This is a genomic window from Gordonia sp. ALPHA1B1 (assembly GCF_005502615.1).
In the GTDB taxonomy this organism is placed as follows: Bacteria; Actinomycetota; Actinomycetes; order Mycobacteriales; family Mycobacteriaceae; genus Gordonia; species Gordonia hongkongensis.
This window is the reverse complement of the sequence record NZ_SCOC01000006.1, coordinates 94,428-114,054: the sequence shown is the minus strand read 5'-3', so window position 1 is coordinate 114,054 and position 19,627 is coordinate 94,428. Positions and strand designations below refer to the sequence as shown.

At 66.0% G+C, this 19,627-nt stretch carries 16 protein-coding genes and 2 tRNA genes; 9 read left to right on the top strand and 9 right to left on the bottom strand.

The window, feature by feature from the left end; all coding sequences use genetic code 11:
* Positions 1-2 precede the first annotated feature (2 nt).
* The 9 genes from FFS52_RS05915 to rpmH form a co-directional block, all read right to left on the bottom strand.
* Positions 3-1,055, bottom strand: coding sequence for a ParB/RepB/Spo0J family partition protein (locus FFS52_RS05915; RefSeq protein WP_058252987.1), 1,053 nt, complete (start codon positions 1,053-1,055; stop codon positions 3-5).
* A gap of 64 nt (positions 1,056-1,119) precedes the next feature.
* Positions 1,120-2,073 carry a ParA family protein gene (locus tag FFS52_RS05910; protein ID WP_065630845.1) on the bottom strand — a complete coding sequence of 318 codons (954 nt, stop codon included), beginning with the start codon at positions 2,071-2,073 and terminating at the stop codon, positions 1,120-1,122.
* A 169-nt stretch (positions 2,074-2,242) separates the two neighbouring features.
* Positions 2,243-2,950, bottom strand: coding sequence for a 16S rRNA (guanine(527)-N(7))-methyltransferase RsmG (gene rsmG / locus FFS52_RS05905; protein ID WP_065630844.1), 708 nt, complete (start codon positions 2,948-2,950; stop codon positions 2,243-2,245).
* 364 nt (positions 2,951-3,314) lie between these two features.
* A complete protein-coding gene (locus tag FFS52_RS05900) occupies positions 3,315-3,572 on the bottom strand; it encodes a hypothetical protein (RefSeq protein ID WP_137809137.1) in 258 nt (85 codons plus the stop codon).
* Between the two features lie 1,123 nt (positions 3,573-4,695).
* The gene (locus FFS52_RS05895) at positions 4,696-5,385 is read right to left on the bottom strand and encodes a R3H domain-containing nucleic acid-binding protein (RefSeq protein WP_137809136.1); all 690 of its coding nucleotides are present in this window, start codon (positions 5,383-5,385) and stop codon (positions 4,696-4,698) included.
* Positions 5,386-5,430: 45 nt separating this feature from the next.
* Positions 5,431-6,636, bottom strand: a complete 1,206-nt coding sequence (gene yidC, locus FFS52_RS05890) for a membrane protein insertase YidC (RefSeq protein WP_058252991.1) — start codon at positions 6,634-6,636, stop codon at positions 5,431-5,433.
* Positions 6,637-6,663: 27 nt separating this feature from the next.
* Positions 6,664-7,086 (bottom strand): membrane protein insertion efficiency factor YidD, encoded by a 423-nt coding sequence (gene yidD, locus FFS52_RS05885; RefSeq protein WP_240199374.1) that lies wholly within the window; start codon positions 7,084-7,086, stop codon positions 6,664-6,666.
* Entirely contained in the window at positions 7,086-7,514 is a 429-nt protein-coding gene (rnpA, locus tag FFS52_RS05880; RefSeq protein WP_065630840.1) for a ribonuclease P protein component, read from the bottom strand. The genes yidD and rnpA overlap by 1 nt, the downstream gene beginning before the upstream one ends.
* A gap of 46 nt (positions 7,515-7,560) precedes the next feature.
* On the bottom strand, positions 7,561-7,704 hold the full coding sequence (gene rpmH, locus FFS52_RS05875) for a 50S ribosomal protein L34 (RefSeq protein WP_004020968.1): 144 nt from the start codon (positions 7,702-7,704) through the stop codon (positions 7,561-7,563).
* A gap of 498 nt (positions 7,705-8,202) precedes the next feature.
* Between rpmH and dnaA the strand changes: the two genes are divergently transcribed.
* The 9 genes from dnaA (at position 8,203) to FFS52_RS05830 (ending at position 19,609) form a co-directional block, all read left to right on the top strand.
* Entirely contained in the window at positions 8,203-9,711 is a 1,509-nt protein-coding gene (gene dnaA / locus FFS52_RS05870) for a chromosomal replication initiator protein DnaA (protein ID WP_137809135.1), read from the top strand.
* A 654-nt stretch (positions 9,712-10,365) separates the two neighbouring features.
* Positions 10,366-11,535 carry a DNA polymerase III subunit beta gene (dnaN, locus tag FFS52_RS05865; RefSeq protein WP_058252995.1) on the top strand — a complete coding sequence of 390 codons (1,170 nt, stop codon included), beginning with the start codon at positions 10,366-10,368 and terminating at the stop codon, positions 11,533-11,535.
* Positions 11,536-11,577: 42 nt separating this feature from the next.
* Positions 11,578-12,774: a DNA replication/repair protein RecF gene (gene recF, locus FFS52_RS05860; protein ID WP_137809134.1), complete on the top strand. Its 1,197-nt coding sequence runs from the start codon at positions 11,578-11,580 to the stop codon at positions 12,772-12,774.
* A complete protein-coding gene (locus tag FFS52_RS05855) occupies positions 12,771-13,355 on the top strand; it encodes a DUF721 family protein (RefSeq protein ID WP_065630837.1) in 585 nt (194 codons plus the stop codon). Before recF ends, FFS52_RS05855 begins: the two co-directional genes overlap by 4 nt.
* A 343-nt stretch (positions 13,356-13,698) precedes the next feature.
* Entirely contained in the window at positions 13,699-15,765 is a 2,067-nt protein-coding gene (gene gyrB, locus FFS52_RS05850; protein WP_058252998.1) for a DNA topoisomerase (ATP-hydrolyzing) subunit B, read from the top strand.
* 44 nt (positions 15,766-15,809) lie between these two features.
* On the top strand, positions 15,810-18,299 hold the full coding sequence (gene gyrA / locus FFS52_RS05845) for a DNA gyrase subunit A (protein WP_058252999.1): 2,490 nt from the start codon (positions 15,810-15,812) through the stop codon (positions 18,297-18,299).
* Between the two features lie 118 nt (positions 18,300-18,417).
* Positions 18,418-19,332, top strand: coding sequence for a DUF3566 domain-containing protein (locus FFS52_RS05840; RefSeq protein ID WP_137809133.1), 915 nt, complete (start codon positions 18,418-18,420; stop codon positions 19,330-19,332).
* Positions 19,333-19,398: 66 nt separating this feature from the next.
* Positions 19,399-19,472 (top strand) — tRNA-Ile (locus tag FFS52_RS05835).
* A 61-nt stretch (positions 19,473-19,533) separates the two neighbouring features.
* Positions 19,534-19,609: transfer RNA gene (locus FFS52_RS05830), tRNA-Ala, on the top strand.
* Positions 19,610-19,627: the final 18 nt, after the last annotated feature.

The following is a 19,627-nucleotide window of genomic DNA, read 5'->3' as shown; positions in this document are numbered from 1 at the left end:
ATTCACTTCTTCGGATCGATGAACTGGACAATGCGTTCCAGGTCGTCGACCGAGCCGAACTCCACCACGATCTTGCCTTTTCTTTTCCCTAGACTGACTGTAACCCTGGTGTCCAGACTGTCGGACAGTCTCTCCGCGAGATCCTGGAGGCCTGGCATCTGCATCGGACGGCGTTTCGGTGCCGACGGAGATTTCGCTTCCGGACCGTCGCCACGATTGGCGAGCGTGACAGCTTCTTCAGTCGCCCGCACCGACAACCCTTCGGCGACGATCCGCGCCGCGAGAGCTTCCTGAGCGTCGCTTCCGGTCTCGAGGGACAGGAGAGCGCGGGCATGGCCGGCCGACAGCACCCCCGCCGCGACCCGGCGTTGCACCGGAATCGGGAGTTTGAGCAACCGGATCATGTTGCTGATCAGCGGGCGAGAACGGCCGAGGCGAGAGGCGAGCTCCTCGTGCGTCACACCGAACTCCTCGAGCAGCTGCTGATAGGCCGCCGCTTCTTCGAGTGGGTTGAGCTGCGCACGGTGGATGTTCTCCAACAACGCATCGCGCAGCATGTCACCGTCAGGCGTCTCCCGCACGATCGCGGGGATGGCCTCGAGCCCTGCCTCCTGGCTTGCCCGCCACCGGCGCTCACCCATGACGATCTGATAGGCGATCCCATCCGCGGTGGGCTGCTTGAGTCGGCGCACCACGATGGGCTGCATCAGCCCGAACTCTCGAATCGAGTGCACGAGCTCCGCCATCGCCTCGTCATCGAAGACGGTTCTGGGCTGACTGGGATTCGGCTGGATCTCCTTCGGGGGCAACTCGCGGTACACCGCGCCCGCCTCTTCCGGGCTGAGAGGTTGCGTCCCGGTCGCCTGCGTAGCGGCAGTCGACGAGGTCTTGACGCCATCATCAGCTGTCGTCGGACCCTTGCCGATGACGACATCCGCTGCGGCGTTGCCGAGGCGCGGGGCGCCCGATTGGTCGTCGGCAGGCCCCGTCGGAATCAGCGCCGCGAGCCCTCGTCCGAGTCCACCCCGGCGCTGAGCGGCGTCTCGTTGACTCATTGGTGCTCCCTTTCGCGATGATGGTCGTGAGTCGGCGTGTCACGTGAACCGAGGCGATACCGGATCACGCCGGCGCCCCCTCGGCAGCCCGCAACGCCAGTTCGCGTGCGGCATCGAGGTAACTCATTGCGCCGCGAGAGCCGGGGTCATACTCGATGATCGTCATCCCGTAGCCGGGGGCCTCGGACACCTTGACGCTCCGCGGGATGATCGTGCTCAGCACCTTGTCGCCGAAGTGACGCCGCACTTCTTCGGCCACCTGGTCGGCCAGTTTCGTCCTGCCGTCGTACATCGTCAGCACGATCGTGGAGACGTGGAGCTCACGGTTGAGGTGCGCCTGTACGAGTTCGATATTGCGCAGCAGCTGTCCGACGCCCTCGAGTGCGTAATACTCGCACTGGATCGGGATGAGAACCTCACGGGCTGCCACCATCGCGTTGACGGTCAGCAGACCCAGTGATGGGGGACAGTCGATGAACACGTAGTCGATCTGGTACTTGGCAAGCACATCGTCGGCGAGCGCATTACGCAACCGATTCTCGCGGGCCACCAGCGACACGAGTTCGATCTCGGCGCCGGCCAGATCGAGAGTCGCAGGCACGCAGAACAGGCCGCGCTGGCTGGGCGACTCCTGGATCGCTTCCTCGAGGGTCACTTCACCGAGCAACAACTCGTACACCGATGCGATGTCCTCTGCGCGATGATCGATGCCGAGCGCGGTACTGGCGTTGCCCTGGGGGTCGAGATCGACAACCAGAACGCGAAGACCGCGCAGCGCGAGTCCCGCCGCAAGGTTGACGGTCGTCGTGGTCTTCCCGACGCCGCCCTTCTGATTGGCGACGGTCATGATCCGTGTATGCGGCGGTTTGGGTAGTTGCCCCGCACCCCCGGGAGTCAGTACCTGACTCGCGCGCTCGGCGGCCATGGCTATTGGGGTGTCGGCGAAGGGCTGGCCGTCAACTCCGGGGTGACCCCCTGCCGCAGTTTCACGTGAAACATTCGGGTCTTGATCGACCACGCGTGGACTCCTTTGACCGACCTCGTACGGACTCGCGTCCGTACCGCCGGCGGCTGTAGCTGCCGACCCTACGGTCGCGGAAGCGTCCATTGCAGCACCTTCGGGGGTGCCGACAGAACGCTTCCTATTCTGCGCCCTCCGCGGACTCCACACCAATCCGATCGCCTCCTCAGCGCCGTCCGGAACGGCCACCGCGCGACCGCTCGGTCTTCGTTCCCACGATCACGGTCGTCGGCGTCTCGAGAACGCGATCGCCACACGTGTGAACCGTCAGTTCTGTGATCCCAGAGCGCCCGACCACCGCCCGATCGCGTTCGATCTCTTCGGCGGCTGACGACCCCTTGATCGCGATCATCTGGCCTCCGGGACGGACCAGGGGAGCGGACCATTTCGCCAACCGTTCGAGCGGCGCGACTGCTCGCGACGTCACCACATCGGCGGGCTCGACGACGGCGCGTACCGCCTTCTCTTCCGCTCGCCCTCGGATCACGATCACGTTGTCCAACGAGAGCGCGGCAGCAGCACGGTCCAGGAAGGTACTGCGCCGGAGTAGCGGTTCGATGAGCGTGATCGAGAGATCCGGACGTGCAATGGCGAGGGGGATGCCGGGGAGGCCGGCACCGCTGCCGATGTCGATCACGCGCGATCCGTCGGAGATGAGCTCACCGAGTACGCCGCAGTTGAGGATGTGACGATCCCACAGTCGCGGGACCTCTCGCGGCCCCATGAGTCCGTGGTCGATCCCGTCGGTGGCGAGGACGCGCCAGTAGTCCACCGCCAGCGCCACCCGCTCACCGAAGACATCAGTCGCGATGTCTGGCGGAACCGCCAACGCATCAAGATCGTGCTCGTGCCCGGGTTGTGCGTCAGACGGCACTTCGCCTCCGTTCGAGTGGGATACCTAGACAGTGTTTCACGTGAAACCCAACCCTCTGGCAGGTCGGTGCACATCGGGTCCTAGCGCGATGTTTCACGTGAAACACATCGATGTGATTCGACGACAAACCGGCGGAACTGAGCGCAACGTCCCGTCGAACCCGCGATCGACATCTGCGTCGCTTTCGCCCCCTCCCGCTCCCTGGTCCGAGAGATCCGCTAGATCTCTGGCCCTGGGGCCAGAAGCACATGCCGCCAGGCCCAACAAGCGACGAAGAAGCGCGGTCGAGATCGACGAGCCTCGATAGATTCGCGACGCATCTCGCCAGGACCCTTCGTGACGGCCTCCGCAAGCTCCGGCCTCCTCAGGGAGCGGTGGTTCCCTCGTAGCCCACGACGGCCGCCAGGCCGCAGATACCGAGGAGCGAGCTCGGGAGCGATACCACCTGCTCCCTGAGGAGCGACCTGGCGAGCGGCACCACCCGCTCCCTGAGGAGCGACCTGGCGAGCGGCACCACCCGCTCCCTGAGGAGCGACCTGGCGAGCGGCACCACCTGCTCCCTGAGGAGCGAGCTTGCGAGCGGCACCACCCGCTCCCTGAGGAGCGAGCTTGCGAGCGGCACGAAGGGTCTTGGTGGGCCGGGTTGCGAAGACCCTTCGTGACGGCCTCCGCAAGCTCCGGCCTCCTCAGGGAGCAGGGGGTGACGCGCCCTCCGCAAGCTCCGGACGCTCCTCAGGGCACGGGAGGCGACGCGCCCTCCGCAAGCTCCGGGCCCTCCTCAAGGAGCGCAGGTTTGCCGCGCCCTCCGCAAGCTCCGGACACTCCGTAGGGGCGGAACTAGACGCGCCCTCCGCAAGCTCCGGACGCCCTCAGGGAGCAGGTCGTTCATTCGGACCAGGGGAGCACGGACTCGGATGTTCACGAGTGTTCTTCCATGGTCCACAACAGTCGCCAGGCTGAAGATAGTGACGTGCGAGCCCTGCGCCACCCAGCTCCCTGAGGTGCGAGCGAAGCGAGCCTCGAAGGGTCTGATGACGACCGTTTCGATTGACACTCCGGTCCCGGAAGGAAGCGTCACGTGACAATTCGACCAGTTTGCGTCCCGGACCGAGCAGCGAGCGGTGTCGTTGGCCAGTGGCGACGCGTGGCGCGGGTATCCCAACCCGCCGGAGAGTCACTGCCGCGGTCCGCGCTGCCAACACCCGGAACTGCCCTGGCGTCACAGCGGCCGCCGAGACTGCAACTCGGCAGCCGCTCGACCGAACGGGCCTCGACCCGGTCCGGGCAATGAACGGCTTTGGGCTCTCTCGTCGCGTCCGGCACACGTGGCCATCCACCGCGCTACGAGGACGTCCATGGTGCGAGTTGGCGCTACCGCCATGTGCACCAACGTCGCCGACTGAGTCGGCCACCGGGCGCGGGGGATCGAGGCATCCGAAGGTGACGGTTACGCATTCCGTCGGCGACATCCCGGGACGTTTGACCGCAACCCGAGTTGCAAGGGGCGCCGACCGTCGACTCGATCGTGCACATCAACGCCCCGCGCGCATCCGTTCTGTGCGCCGCCTCAGCGGACGAGTCGTGTTTCACGTGAAACAACAACCGTGTAAGTAGCCCACAGCGCGCAACGCCGTCGAAACGCCACCCGCTATCGCGGCACACAACCAAGCACTACCCGGAGACGAAGCAGGCCCCGACCGAGACGGTCGGGGCCTGTTCACCTCCGTGGGGGAGGGGAGTACTTGCTACGAGGGGAGGACCACCACGCGACGTTTCGGCTCTGCACCCTCGCTCTCGCTGACGACGCCGTCGACGACCGCGACCGCATCGTGCACGATCTTCCGCTCGAACGGAGTCATCGGATCCAGCGCTTCGCGCTCGCCGGACGACAGGACTCGCTCGGCGACCTCACGACCGAGGCGAGCCAGTCGATCGCGGCGATCAGCCCGCCAACGGGCGATGTCGAGCATCAGGCGGCTGCGTTCACCTGTCGCCTGCTGGACCGCAAGGCGGGTCAGCTCCTGGAGCGCGTCGAGGACCTCACCCTTGCGCCCGACGAGCTTCGTCAGGTCGTCGCCGCCATCGATGCTGACGACTGCTCGGTCGCCATCCACATCCAGGTCGATGTCACCATCGAAGTCGAGGACGTCGAGCAGCTGCTCGAGGTAGTCGCCGGCGATCTCGCCTTCTTCGACCAGACGGTCTTCGTCGTCTTCGTCCTCATCCGAGTCGTCGTCATCGGAGTCGTCGTCGACGTCGGTCTCGTCCGCGGCGTCATCATCGGCGTCGCTATGCACCGCTTCCGTGACGGCGTTCTCCGCCACCGCACCGTCGTCGCCGGCGGCCGACGAAGACGTGTCGGCCTGGTCCTCGGTCTGGGATCCCGCCGTGGTCTCGGCGTCCGTACCGGCTTGAGTTGCAGTCTCTGCTGTCATCTCATTCACCTAACTTCTGTGCTTCATCGAACAAGTCTGGGGCGGTCATCGTTTGCCACCGCGTTTGTTTCCGCGTTTGGCCGTCGAACGGCTTCCGCGGTTGTGGTTCTGCTTCTTGCCCGGTGCGGCGCCGGCACCGGGGCGTGTGGGCTTCTGACCCGGCTTGGGTTTGGCTCCCGCCCCGGTGTCCGCTGCGGCGGTCGTCGACTCGTCGGGCGATGCATCTGCGTCGACACCGTCGGTCCCGGCCTTGTCCGACGATCCGTCCTTCGAGAGGGAGACGTTCGTCGAGTCGGCGCCGTTGGTGTTCGTCGCCGCGGGCTTCTTCTTCCGGTCGGGTCGCGCGCCCGGCTTCGGCGCATTGGCCTTCAGCTTCTCCTGCTTGAGGAGCTTGGCCTCTTCCTCTTCCTTGGCGATGTGCCCGAAGACGATGTGCTGCTGACCGTAGGTCCAGATGTTGTTGCTCATCCAGTACAGGAGGATGGCGACCGGGAAGAACGGACCGGTCACGAGGATGCCGATCGGGAAGACGTACAGCGCGAGGTTGTTCATCATCCGGGTCTGCGGATTCTCCAGCGCCGCTTCGGGCTGACGGGCAACCGACGCACGCGAGTTCAGGTGCGTCGCGATGGAGGCGACGATCATCATGGGGATGACGACGAACGCGATCTGCGGGCGCGTGAAGTCGATGGGGGAGCCGGGCTCGACGAAGGCCTGGAACTCGGTCGCCGGCTCGACGAGGTAGGACGACAGCGGGACACCGAAGAGGCGGGCGTCGAGGAAGTTCTGCACCTGTTCGGCGCTGAACACGTAGTTGCCCTGGGACCGGGTCTCTGCCGCACTCATGCCGAGCTGACCCATGCCGGTGCCCATACGGTTGAACGAGCGCAGCACGTGGAACAGACCGATGAAGACCGGGATCTGGAGCAGCATCGGCAGGCAGCCGAGCATCGGGTTGAACCCGTGCTCCTTCTGCAGCTTCTGCATCTCCTCGGTCATCTTGACCCGATCCTTGGCGTACTTCTTACGGATCGCCTGGAGCTGCGGGTTGATCTCCTGCATCTTCTTCGTGGTGCGGATCTGCTTCACGAAGGGCTTGTAGAGAATCGCACGCAGGGTGAACACGAGGAACACCACCGACAGGGCCCAGGCGATGCCGTCGCCACCGGGGGAGTTCGGTGTGACATGGCTGAAGAGCCAATGCCAGACCCACATGATCCCGGAGACCGGGTAATAGATGAAGTCGAGCACGGGTCAGTTACCCCTCACTTGTTGTACTCACAGAGCACGCGTCTCGCCGGACGCGTGCTGATGGTTTCGAGGTCGGTGTGTGCCGGTCGCCGAGCGCCACAGGTCGCGGCACAGTTCGCCGAAGCCGCGTTCGGGAACCGGGTCGTAACCGGGTTTGTGCCAGGGCCCGCACTTCGCGAGCCGGATGACCGACAGCACCGAGCCGTAGAGGAAGCCGTGCCGGTCCAGTGCCTCGACCGCATATCCCGAGCAGGTGGGTTCGAACCGGCAGGACGGCAGACGCATCGGCGACACCCAGGTGCGGTACAGCTCGATGAGGAAGATGACGGTGCGGCGGGGGAGGAGGCGGAGTCCGCGCCACAGGCGCGCGCCGGTTCCGCTCGAGGCCGCGTGCGGAGTCGTCGAATCCGCCTCGGTCTCAAGTGACGGCGTGGTGTCGGTGTTGCCCATCACCGCGGTCCCGCTCCGTCGGCCGACGCCGCGACGGCCTCGGACAGGGCGAGGACACGACGACTGGTGAACGCGTCGCGGAGCTGGTCGGCGAGCTCGTCGCTGGATCGCTCGGCCGCGCTTCGGCGGGCACGGACGACCACATAGGTCTCGTCGGGAAGCAGATGCGATGCGCCGGCGAATGCCGCGCGCAGTCGGCGGGCGACGAGATGGCGCGTCACCGCATTGCCGACGGATTTGCTGACCACGAGACCGAACCAGGGACCACCGGACATCGCCACGTCCCGTCGAAGGCTGCGGGGGTCGGGCCATTCACGACCGACCATCGCGAGATGGACGACGAAGTCACGACTGTTCACCCGCGCACCGGACTTGAGGGTGCGAGAGAAGTCGGATCCCCGTGAGATCCGATGAAGGGGCGCAGTCATCGAACAGCTGACCGGGCCCCGTACGGGACCCGGTGAGAGCCGACGATCAGGCGGTGAGCTTCGCGCGGCCCTTGGAACGACGGCCGCTGACGATCGCACGTCCGGCGCGGGTCCGCATGCGCAGACGGAATCCGTGCACGCGCGCGCGACGACGATTGTTCGGCTGGAAAGTACGCTTGCCCTTGGCCACGGTGACTCCTTGTGCTCCCTGTGGGCACGCCGGTTACCCGGGCATGACCCACATGTTGTCGTTGGTCTGTTGATCCAGGACGGTGCCGAACTGGTGTCGGTGATGACTCGGCGAACACGGAAGTTCGCCGCGCAAATCCGCAACCTGGATGACCAGTCGAGACTACTGACACCGGGCGTCCAAATCAAACGGCGACGTCCGTTCTCGGTGACCGTTCGCGACCAGTGTGTTCTGGGCCACGAACGCAAGATTGTCAGCAGAATCGAGTCAAACGTCCCGATCGCTTTGTGGCCCTCCCCGACCTCTGTTACGTTCACTCACAGCGTCGGCCACCCCTCCCGTCGAGGTAGATCCTCGAGGACCTGGCTCCGACCGAAGTCCCCAGTTCGTCACCTTTGTACACAGGTGTGGATAACCCTGTGGAGAGACGGGGACTCCGGCGCAGATGCCACCGCGCTCGTGAACGCTGGTAGTTTTCCGGACCAGGAGGCCAGCCCCGTGACTTCAGACCGAGACACTTTCGGCGAAGTGTGGCAACAGGTCGTCGCCGAACTCAACGACGACGAAGCCGCACGCGACCACGAACCACTGACACGCCAGCAGAAGGCGTGGCTGTCACTGGTTCGACCCCTGACCCTCACCGAAGGCTTCGCCCTGCTGACCGTGCCGACGGCGCTGGTCCAGGAACAGATCGAACGCAATCTCCGCGAGACCATCCGCTCGGTTCTCAGCCGTCACCTCGACGAACCCGTCGATCTCGGCGTCCGTATCGCCACCCCGCGCAACGACGAGCCGGTGGCGGAAACATCGGTTCCCGACGTACGGCCCATCGCCGGAGCGGCCGCAGCAGTCGACTACACGGCCGCCCCCGTGGGCGCGGGCCGCGCGCCGTCCCACATGCCGGAGTCGACGCGCCCGTCCGGCGACTGGGCGTCGTACTTCGCCGAGCGGCCCACCTCGACGCCGCCGGCCACCGGCGCAAACCTCAACCCCAAGTACACCTTTGACACCTTCGTCATCGGCGCGTCGAACCGGTTCGCGCACGCATCGGCGGTGGCGGTCTCGGAAGCCCCCGCCCGGGCCTACAACCCACTGTTCATCTGGGGAGAGTCCGGACTCGGCAAGACGCACCTGCTGCACGCCGCGGGCCATTACGCGCAGCGCCTCTTCCCGGGCATGCGGGTCAAGTACGTGTCCACCGAGGAATTCACCAACGACTTCATCAACTCGCTCCGCGACGACCGGCGGGTGGCGTTCAAGCGCCGGTATCGCGACGTCGATGTGCTGCTGGTCGATGACATCCAGTTCCTCGTGGGCAAAGAAGGTATCCAGGAAGAGTTCTTCCACACCTTCAACACCCTGCACAACGCGAGCAAGCAGATCGTCATCTCCTCTGATCGACCGCCGAAACAGCTTGCGACACTGGAAGATCGGCTTCGTACACGGTTCGAGTGGGGCTTGATCACCGATGTCCAGCCGCCCGATCTGGAGACCCGGATCGCGATTCTGCGCAAGAAGGCGCAGATGGACAACATCGCGGTTCCCGACGATGTACTCGAACTCATCGCGTCGAAGATCGAGCGCAACATCCGCGAACTCGAGGGTGCACTCATCCGCGTGACGGCGTTCGCGTCGCTCAACGACGCTGCTCTCGACAAGTCCCTGGCCGACGTCGTCCTGCAGGCCCTGCTGCCCAACTCGGGGACCCTGGAGGTCAGCGCGGCGAGCATCCTCGCGATCACCGCCGAGTACTTCGACATCTCTGTCGAGGAACTACGAGGTCCCGGTAAGACACGGTCGATCGCCCAGGCCCGCCAGATCTCCATGTACCTGTGTCGTGAGCTCACCGACCTCTCGCTGCCGAAGATCGGCGAGACCTTCGACCGCGATCACACGACGGTCATGTACGCCGAGCGGAAGATCCGCAAGGAGATGGCCGAGCGCCGCCGGGTGTACGACCACGTCCAGGAACTCACCGCCCGCATCAAGCAGCGCGCCGTGGGCTGACACGCGCACACCTATAGCTCTCCGCACCCCCGAGGCCACGACGGCCCGGGGGTGCGGTCGTCCGGGGGTGTTCCGCCGCCCGCAGTGGCATCCGATGGCGACTGCGATGGCCCCTCCGAATGCCAAGTCTGGTCCTCGGGTCGAGAGTCTTCGACACCGTGGACCGCCTTCCCGCAGTCGGATTCGGCCGACATCGACCCTGCTCACGATCGATCACCAGCTGTGCACAATCCTTGGGATAAGCGGGGTCGGCATGTGCATCGCCGGTGGACGCCGCGCGAACAACATGAGAACTCCACATCCCCGGACGGATCCGCTCGACGTTGCTCCACCGGTCATGCACACGTCCACACCCGCCCGGACTGGCCCGATGTCATGGTTGTCCACAGATTGCACAACTCCTATTACTGAGATGGATCCCTCTAGAAAGAGATTCTTTTGTAAGAAGGTCTGTACACAGACCGTCGCCGATCGGGTCGCCCGCAGCCGGCTCCGACGACGGTGTGACTTGGCCCCAACCACTCCGGCTCGGGCGGCGGCGTTCTACAGTGGGATTCCCGGATGCGGGATCCCACTCCAGGCCGGCCGACCCACTGCGGCGCCGACCCGGCGATCCAGGCGGGAACGAGAACGAGAGAAGGGCAACCTCCCAGCATGAAGTTTCGTGTCGCGCGTGACGAGTTCGCTGATTCCGTCGCCTGGGTGGCCCGCAGTCTCCCGTCTCGTCCGCCCGTCCCGGTTCTCGGCTGTGTGGTGCTCAACGTCGGCGAAACCGGCCTGACCGTCTCGGGTTTCGACTACGAAGTCTCGGCCCAGGAAAATCTGGGCGCGGAGGTCGCCGAGCCCGGACAGGTCCTGGTCTCCGGCCGGCTCCTCGCCGACATCACCAAGGCCCTGCCGAACAAGCCGGTCGACGTGACCCTCGACGGTGCACGCGTCGCGATCACCTGCGGCAGCGCGAAGTTCTCGCTCCCGACGATGCCGGTCGAGGACTACCCGCAGTTGCCCGACGTGCCCTCCGTCACCGGAACGATCCCGTCGCAGCTCTTCGCCGAGGCGATCTCGCAGGTGGCCGTGGCGGCCGGCAAGGACGACACCCTGCCCATGCTCACCGGTGTCCGCGTCGAGATCGAGGGCAACTCCGTCGTCCTCGCCGCGACCGACCGTTTCCGCCTCGCGGTGCGTGAATTGCAGTGGGAGCCTTCCGATCCCGACACCAAGGGGGCCGTCCTGGTGCCCGCGAAGACGCTCTCGGAGAGCGCCAAGACCGCAGGTGCCGAGGGCACCGGCGTCGTCTCACTGGCGTTCGGTGGTGGCGCGGCCATCGGATCCGACGGCATTCTCGGCATCCTCGGCGAGACCAAGAAGACCACCACCCGCCTTCTCGACGCGGAGTTCCCGAAGTTCCGTCAGCTGCTCCCGGCCAGCCACACCGCCGTCGCCACCATCGACAGCGGCCCGCTGATCGAGGCGATCCGGCGTGTGGCCCTGGTCGCCGAGCGCGGCGCGCAGGTCCGGATGGAGTTCTCCGAGGGATCCGTGCTACTCACCGCGGGCGGCGACGAGGCCGGCAAGGCCGAGGAAGAGCTGCCCGTGTCGTTCCAGGGTGAGCCCCTCACGATCGCGTTCAACCCCGGGTACCTGCAGGACGGATTGTCGGCGATCAACGCCGACGCGGTGGACTTCGGATTCACCACCCCCAGCCGGCCTGCCGTCCTCCGCCCGGCCAGCGGAGAGGATCCGGTCGCGGACGAGTCCGGCGCCTTCGTCGCTCCCGAGAGCGCATTCAGCTACCTGTTGATGCCCGTCCGCCTCCCGGGCTGACGGCCGCCACGGCCTCACCGTCCTCAGGATCGACGCCGACTCGTGTTCGTCCGTGAGCTGCATCTGCGCGATTTCCGATCGTGGCGGTCCGTCGACCTCGATCTGGCACCCGGGCCGACGGTCTTCACTGGCCGCAACGGCTTCGGCAAGACCAATCTGCTCGAGGCGCTGTTCTATCTCTCGACGCTGCGCTCACACCGGGTGAGTTCCGATGCACCGCTCGTACACGCGGGCTCCGCGTCGGCGTCGGTCACCGCGACGGTTGAGAACGACGGCCGTGAGCTGACCGCCGAGCTGCGGATCAATGCCGAGGGCGCCAACAAGGCGACCATCAACCGGAGCCCGGCGCGGCGGCCCCGCGACCTGCTCGGCATCCTCCGTACGGTGCTGTTCGCGCCCGAGGACCTGTCCCTGGTGCGTGGTGACCCGAGCGACCGCCGACGCTTCGTCGACGAACTGGTCGCCCAGCGGGGTCCCCGTTACGCCGCCGCCCGCGCGGACTACGACCGGGTCCTGCGTCAGCGGTCGGCCTTGCTCAAGACTGCCGCCGCGGCGCTGAGACGCGGTGGGCAACAGGCAGATTCGGTGGTCAGCACACTTGATGTCTGGGATGGTCAGCTCGCGGATCTCGGCGGTCAGGTGATCGCCGCACGGTTGTCGGTGCTCGCCGAGCTCGAGCCGCACTTCACCGGCTCATACGCCTCGATCGCGCCGCATTCACGGCCGGCCGTGCTCCGGTATCGTCCCGCCGGCGGTGTCGAGATCGAGGAGCACACACCCGAGGCGATCGCCGACGTGCTGGCACTACGCCTGACGGAGTTGCGCGACAAGGAGATCGAGCGGGGCCTGTGTCTCGTCGGTCCGCATCGCGACGACATCGACATCGTGCTCGGCAGCGATATCGCGAAAGGCTTTGCTTCACACGGGGAATCCTGGTCGTTGGCACTGGCTCTGCGCCTCGGCTCCGTCGAGCTCACCCGCGCCGAAGGTGTCGAGCCGGTGATCATGCTCGATGACGTGTTCGCCGAACTCGACGCCAAGCGGCGCGCGCAACTCGTCGATTTCACCGCCGACGCCGAGCAACTCCTCATCACCGCCGCCGTCGCCGAGGACATCCCCGGGCGGATTGGTGGCCGGCGGATCGGCGTCGATGTGGTCGACGACGACGCGGGCCGGCGGTCGCACATCGTCGACGAAGCGCTCGACGATGTGACGGCAGCGGGGGGAGGACACCCATGAGTGACGATCGCCCGTCCGGGTCCCCGGATCCCGCCGACCCCGCACCACGGCCGACACCGCCCGGCGAACTCGGCGGGTACGAGCGTGCCCGCAAGGCGCTCGAGGAGGCCCGGGCACAGGCCCGTGCCGCGGGTAAGTCGGTCGGCCGGGGCCGGGCGTCGCCCGTCCGTCGGGTCCCGCGCGGATCCCAGGGGCGTCGACGCTGGTCCGGCTCCGGTCCGGATCCGCGGGATCCGCAGCCGTTCGGCCGGCTCGTCGGAGGTCTGGCGAAGGATCGCGGGTGGCAGGAGAAGATCGGCGAAGGCACGCTGTTCGGGATGTGGGAGCAGATCGTGGGTTCGGACATCGCCGCTCATGCGAAGCCGGTTGCGTTGCGCGACAACGTCCTCCACGTGCAGGCCGAGTCGACGGCGTGGGCGACGCAACTTCGCTACATCCAGTCCCAGATCCTCGCCAAGATCGCGGCCGCCATCGGCAACGGCCAGGTCACCTCGTTGCGGATCAGTGGTCCGAAGGGCCCGTCGTGGCGTAAGGGTGAACGGCATGTGCGCGGGCGCGGCCCACGCGACACCTACGGCTGACGCGCCGCTAGCAGACTCGACCGCACTTTACTAGTTGCAGAGCCTCGTGGGCCGTTTTACATCCCCAAGCCACGATCGAACCGGGATCGAGGCAAAAAAATCGTTCTGAGGGCCTGTTAGCGGCCCTGGATGCGCGTTCCAGGGCGAGTCAGGCAGTACACTGTGGAGAGTTGTCCCGACAGGGGTGCACAACAGCAGACAGACAGCGCCTCCAGGCTACCCGGATGTACCCACCGGGTATTCCTGTGCGCGCAACCGCCGTGTGCCCCCGTCGAGAAGGATCGACGACGGATCCGGAGACCACCTGATCCGTCGATGAGCAGAACAGGAGCGGACGCACCTCGTGGCCGACACCAACGACACCGGACCGAAGAAGAACAAGAAGAAGCCGTCAGAGTATGGCGCCGATTCGATCAACATCCTCGAAGGTCTGGAAGCCGTCCGCAAACGGCCCGGCATGTACATCGGATCCACCGGTGAGCGAGGGCTGCACCACCTGATCTGGGAGGTCGTCGACAACTCGGTCGACGAGGCGATGGCCGGCTTCGCCTCGCGCGTCGACGTGACCTTACTGGCCGACGGGGGTGTCCAGGTCGTCGACGACGGCCGCGGCATCCCCACCGGCATGCACCGCACGGGCGTGCCGACCGTCGAGGTCGTCATGACCCAGCTGCACGCCGGCGGCAAGTTCGACTCCGACGCCTACGCGGTGTCCGGTGGCCTGCATGGCGTCGGCATCTCGGTGGTCAACGCGTTGTCCACCAAGGTGGAGCTGGAGATCCAGAACGACGGATTCAACTGGGAGCAGACCTACACCTACGCGACACCCGGCGCCCTCGAGAAGGGGACCCCGACGCGCAAGACCGGCACCACGGTGCGGTTCTGGCCGGACCCCGAGATCTTCACCGAGACCACACGATTCAACGCCGAAACCGTGGCGCGTCGTCTGCAGGAGATGGCCTTCCTGAACAAGGGCCTCACCATCACGCTGACCGATCAGCGACCGCAGGCCATCGAGCCGCCGGGTGACGCCGACGGTGACGAGGAGAGCGGCACCACCGAGGCCGCCGAGGCGGTGAAGTCCGAGGAAGAGAAGGCCGCCGCCGCGGCCAAGCCGAAGACCCGGACCTATCACTACCCCGACGGGCTCGTCGACTACATCAAACACCTCAACCGGACCAAGCAGTCGATCCACACGACGGTCGTCGGCTTCACCGGCCAGGGCACCGGCCACGAGGTCGAGGTCGCGATGCAGTGGAACGCAGGCTATTCCGAATCGGTCCACACCTTCGCCAACACCATCAACACTCACGAGGGCGGTACCCACGAAGAGGGTTTCCGCGCCGCGCTGACCCTCACCGTGAACAAGTACGCGGTGGACAAGAAGCTCATCAAGGACAAGAAGGAAGACCGCCTCTCGGGTGACGACATCCGCGAGGGCCTCGCCGCGGTGATCTCGGTGAAGGTCGGGGATCCGCAGTTCGAGGGTCAGACCAAGACGAAGCTGGGCAACACCGAGGTCAAGGGATTCGTCCAGCGGGTCTGCAGTGAGCACCTCGGACACTGGCTGGAGGCCAACCCGGCCGAGGCGAAGACGATCATCAAGAAGATCGTCGAGTCGCAGCGGGCCCGGATGGCAGCGCGCAACGCCCGCGATCTGGTGCGCCGCAAGACCGCCACCGACATCGGTGGTCTCCCCGGCAAGCTCGCCGACTGCCGCAGCAACGACCCGAGCAAGTGCGAGGTCTACATCGTGGAGGGCGACTCGGCCGGCGGCAGCGCCAAGTCGGGCCGCGACTCGATGTACCAGGCGATCCTGCCGCTGCGCGGCAAGATCATCAACGTCGAGAAGGCGCGCATCGACCGTGTGCTCAAGAACACCGAGGTCCAGTCGATCATCACCGCCTTCGGCACGGGCATCCACGACGAGTTCGACATCAGCAAGCTCCGCTATCACAAGATCGTGCTGATGGCCGACGCCGACGTCGACGGTCAGCACATCTCGACCCTCCTGCTCACCCTGCTGTTCCGCTTCATGCGGCCGCTCATCGAGCACGGTCACGTGTTCCTCGCGATGCCGCCGCTGTACAAGCTCAAGTGGCAGAAGTCGGCTCCAGAGTTCGCCTATTCCGACCGCGAGCGGGACGGACTGCTCGAGGCCGGTCGTGCGGCGGGCAAGAAGATCAACACCGACGACGGCATCCAGCGGTACAAGGGCCTCGGCGAGATGAACGCCAAGGAATTGTGGGAGACCACGATGGACCCGGCCGTGCGTGTCCTGCGCCAGGTCACCCTCGACGATGCCGCGGCCGCCGACGAACTGTTCTCCATCCTGATGGGTGAGGACGTCGCCGCCCGACGCAGCTTCATCGCCCGCAACGCGAAAGACGTTCGCTTCCTCGATGTCTGATCGCGGGTTCCTGCGATTCCGCTCCGATCGGAGAAAGTACACACATGACTGACACCACCCTGCCGCCCGCCGGCGGTGAAGGCGATCGCATCGAGCCCGTCGATCTCGGGCAGGAGATGCAGAAGAGCTACATCGACTACGCGATGAGCGTCATCGTGGGCCGTGCGCTCCCCGAGGTCCGCGACGGTCTCAAGCCGGTGCACCGCCGCCTCCTCTACGCGTCCTTCGACGCCGGGTTCCGCCCGGACCGCAGCTACGTCAAATCGGCGAAACCCGTTGCGGAGACGATGGGTAACTACCATCCGCACGGCGACACCGCGATCTACGACGCCCTGGTGCGCCTCGCCCAGCCGTGGTCGATGCGGTACCCGCTCATCGACGGTCAGGGCAACTTCGGCTCGCGAGGCAACGACGGTGCCGCGGCGATGCGTTACACCGAGGCCCGGCTCACCCCGCTGGCCATGGAGATGCTGCGCGACATCGGCGAGGAGACAGTCGATTTCGTCCCCAACTACGACGGCAAGACGAATGAACCGACGGTCCTGCCGTCGCGTATCCCGAACCTGCTGATCAATGGTTCCGGCGGTATCGCCGTCGGTATGGCGACGAACATGCCCCCGCACAACCTCAACGAGGTTGCCGATGCGGTGTTCTGGGCGCTGGAGAACCACGACGCCGACGACGAGACCACCCTCGCCGCGTGCATGGAGTGCATCAAGGGACCCGACTTCCCCACGGCCGGACTGATCGTCGGCAGCCAGGGGATCAAGGACGCCTACACCACCGGGCGCGGCAGCATCCGGATGCGCAGTGTCGTCGACATCGAGGAGAACAAGGGATCCACCACGCTGGTGGTCACCGAGTTGCCCTACCAGGTCAACCCGGACAACCTGATCCAATCGATCGCCGAGCAGGTCAACGAGGGAAAGCTGAAGGGCATCAGCCGGATCGAGGATCAGTCCTCGGACCGCGTCGGCATGCGGATCGTGGTGACGCTGCGTCGCGACGCCGTCGCGAAGGTCGTCCTGAACAACCTGTACAAGCACAGCCAGTTGCAGACCAGCTTCGGTGCGAACATGCTGTCCATCGTCGACGGCGTGCCCCGCACGCTGCGTCTGGACCAGATGATCCGCTACTACGTGGCGCATCAGATCGACGTCATCGTGCGACGGACGCGGTACCGGTTGCGCAAGGCCGAGGAGCGCGCACACATTCTGCGCGGTCTGGTGAAAGCCCTTGACGCGCTTGACGAAGTGATCGCGCTGATCCGCCGCTCGGCCAACACCGAGACCGCGCGTACCGGCCTGATCGACCTCCTCGACATCGACGAGATCCAGGCCGATGCCATCCTCGCGATGCAGTTGCGCCGTCTGTCGGCCCTGGAACGCCAGAAGATCGTCGACGAACTCGCCGAGATCGAACTCGAGATCGCCGATTACAAGGACATCCTCGACCGGCCCGAGCGTCAGCGCGCCATCGTGCGCGACGAGCTCAAGGAGGTCGTCGAGAAGTACGGTGACGAGCGTCGGACCAAGATCATCGCGGCCGACGGCGATGTCAGCGACGAGGATCTGATCGCCCGCGAGGACGTCGTCGTCACGATCACCGAGACCGGATACGCCAAGCGCACGAAAACCGACCTGTACCGCAGTCAGCGTCGCGGCGGCAAGGGTGTGCAGGGTGCCGGGCTCAAGCAGGACGACATCGTCAAACACTTCTTCGTGTGCTCGACCCACGACTGGATCCTGTTCTTCACCACCAAGGGTCGCGTCTACCGCGCCAAGGCCTACGAGCTGCCCGAGGCGAACCGCACCGCCCGTGGTCAGCATGTCGCTAACCTCCTGGCCTTCCAGCCGGAGGAGCGGATCGCCCAGGTCATCCAGCTGAAGACCTACGAGGATGCGCCGTATCTGGTGCTCGCCACCCGCAACGGCCTGGTGAAGAAGTCGCGACTGGTCGACTTCGACTCCAACCGCTCCGGCGGCATCGCGGCGATCAACCTGCGTGGCGAGGACGAGTTGGTCGGCGCCCAATTGTGCAGCGCCGACGACGATCTGCTCCTGGTGTCGCAGAAGGGACAGTCGATCCGGTTCCACGCCGACGACGAAGCCCTGCGGCCGATGGGCCGGCAGACCTCCGGCGTCCAGGGCATGCGGTTCAACACCGACGACACGCTGTTGTCACTGAACGTCGTCCGCGAGGGCACCTACCTGCTGGTCGCCACGTCCGGCGGGTACGCCAAGCGGACCGGTATGGACGACTACCCGGTGCAGGGTCGCGGCGGCAAGGGTGTGCTGACGATCGCCCACGATCGTCGACGCGGTGAACTGATCGGCGCGCTCATCGTCGACGACGACTCCGAGCTCTACGCCATCACCTCGGGGGGCGGCGTCATCCGCACCACGGCGAAATCGGTGCGCAAGGCCGGACGCCAGACCAAGGGTGTCCGTCTGATGAACATCGACGAGGGCACCACGGTCATCGCCATCGCCCGCAACGCCGACGAGCCGGACGAGACAGAGGTCTCTTCCTAGGCGTTAGGGTGAAGGCCACTGTTGCTCGACCCGTCGCGAGTCGACGGGTCGGGGAACGGCGGGCTCGGACCCGGCGCCGAGCGAGCAACGTCAGGAACGCCTGAGTGAGGGAATGTCTGTGAGCACACCGAACGAGCCGCATCAGGACCAGAACGGGCGCCCCGCCGGGGGACCGGCGGGACCCGGAACGGGAACCCCGACCGGGGGACTGGTGCCGCCGTGGCAGCGGGGGCCGGCCGACGATCCGTCAGCCGCCCCGACCGAGACGTTCAACCGCGACGCCGCCCAGCGTTCGAGCACCGGCGAGGGCCCAGCCGGCCCGCCGCTGAACAACCCGGGCGGCCCGCCGCTGAGTAACCCGGGCGGCCCGCCGCCGCGTGGCGTCGTGACGAACAGCGGCACCGCTGCCGCCAGCATGAGCGGCCAGCAGGCCCCGGTGACCAAGCTGGAGAGTCCGCGCCGATCGGGTACGGCGACGGCGACCGAGGAACCCGGCTTCGTCGAGTCACCCACCAGCACGATCGACCGCGGACACCTTCCGGATAACGATCTGCCCGACCTCGATCAGATCCACCACACGGCGGACCTGAAGCGACCCGAGACGGCACAGACGCCGGGATCCAAGCCCTCCGCACCGCGGTCGGCGCCTCGCCAGGTACTCGCCGCCGGGACCGCGCTGCGCGCCTCGGTGCAGGTGCGTCGGATCGACCCGTGGGCGACGTTCAAGGTCGCGGCCGTGCTGTCGGTGGTCGGGTTCTTCATCTGGATGATCTCCGTCGCCGTGCTGTACCTCATCCTCGACGGCATGGGCGTGTGGGATCAGGTGAACAACAGCTTCGGAACGCTCATGGCGGAGGAATCGGCCGCGAGTAACGACGTGATCGGGGCGGGCACCGTCTTCGGCGCCGCGGCGCTCCTGGGCGCCATCAACGCGATCCTGCTGACCGCGCTCGCGACGATCGGCAGCTACATCTACAACATCTGTGCCGACCTCGTCGGCGGCGCCGAGGTGACTCTCGCCGACCTCGATTGAGCGAGCCCCTGACCAGCCGTTTTGTTTGTTGGGGCATCGGTCGGGTAATCTCACTCCTCGGTTCAAGGGCCTATAGCTCAGGCGGTTAGAGCGCTTCGCTGATAACGAAGAGGTCGGAGGTTCAAGTCCTCCTAGGCCCACTGCGACAGATGTTTTCGGACATCGGAATCTCGCATCCCGCCGAACCGATCGGTACGGCACGGGGCCTTAGCTCAGTTGGTAGAGCGCTGCCTTTGCAAGGCAGATGTCAGGAGTTCGAATCTCCTAGGCTCCACCAATCCACCACTTCACCTCG

Excerpts from the sequence above, each read along its gene's own strand:
- gyrA (WP_058252999.1), top strand. The coding sequence starts at position 15,810 with ATGACTGACACCACCCTGCCGCCCGCCGGCGGTGAAGGCGATCGCATC.
- FFS52_RS05915 (WP_058252987.1), bottom strand. The coding sequence starts at position 1,055 with ATGAGTCAACGAGACGCCGCTCAGCGCCGGGGTGGACTCGGACGAGGG.
- dnaN (WP_058252995.1), top strand. The coding sequence starts at position 10,366 with ATGAAGTTTCGTGTCGCGCGTGACGAGTTCGCTGATTCCGTCGCCTGG.
- FFS52_RS05855 (WP_065630837.1), top strand. The coding sequence starts at position 12,771 with ATGAGTGACGATCGCCCGTCCGGGTCCCCGGATCCCGCCGACCCCGCA.
- rnpA (WP_065630840.1), bottom strand. The coding sequence starts at position 7,514 with ATGACTGCGCCCCTTCATCGGATCTCACGGGGATCCGACTTCTCTCGC.
- yidD (WP_240199374.1), bottom strand. The coding sequence starts at position 7,086 with ATGGGCAACACCGACACCACGCCGTCACTTGAGACCGAGGCGGATTCG.
- FFS52_RS05895 (WP_137809136.1), bottom strand. The coding sequence starts at position 5,385 with ATGACAGCAGAGACTGCAACTCAAGCCGGTACGGACGCCGAGACCACG.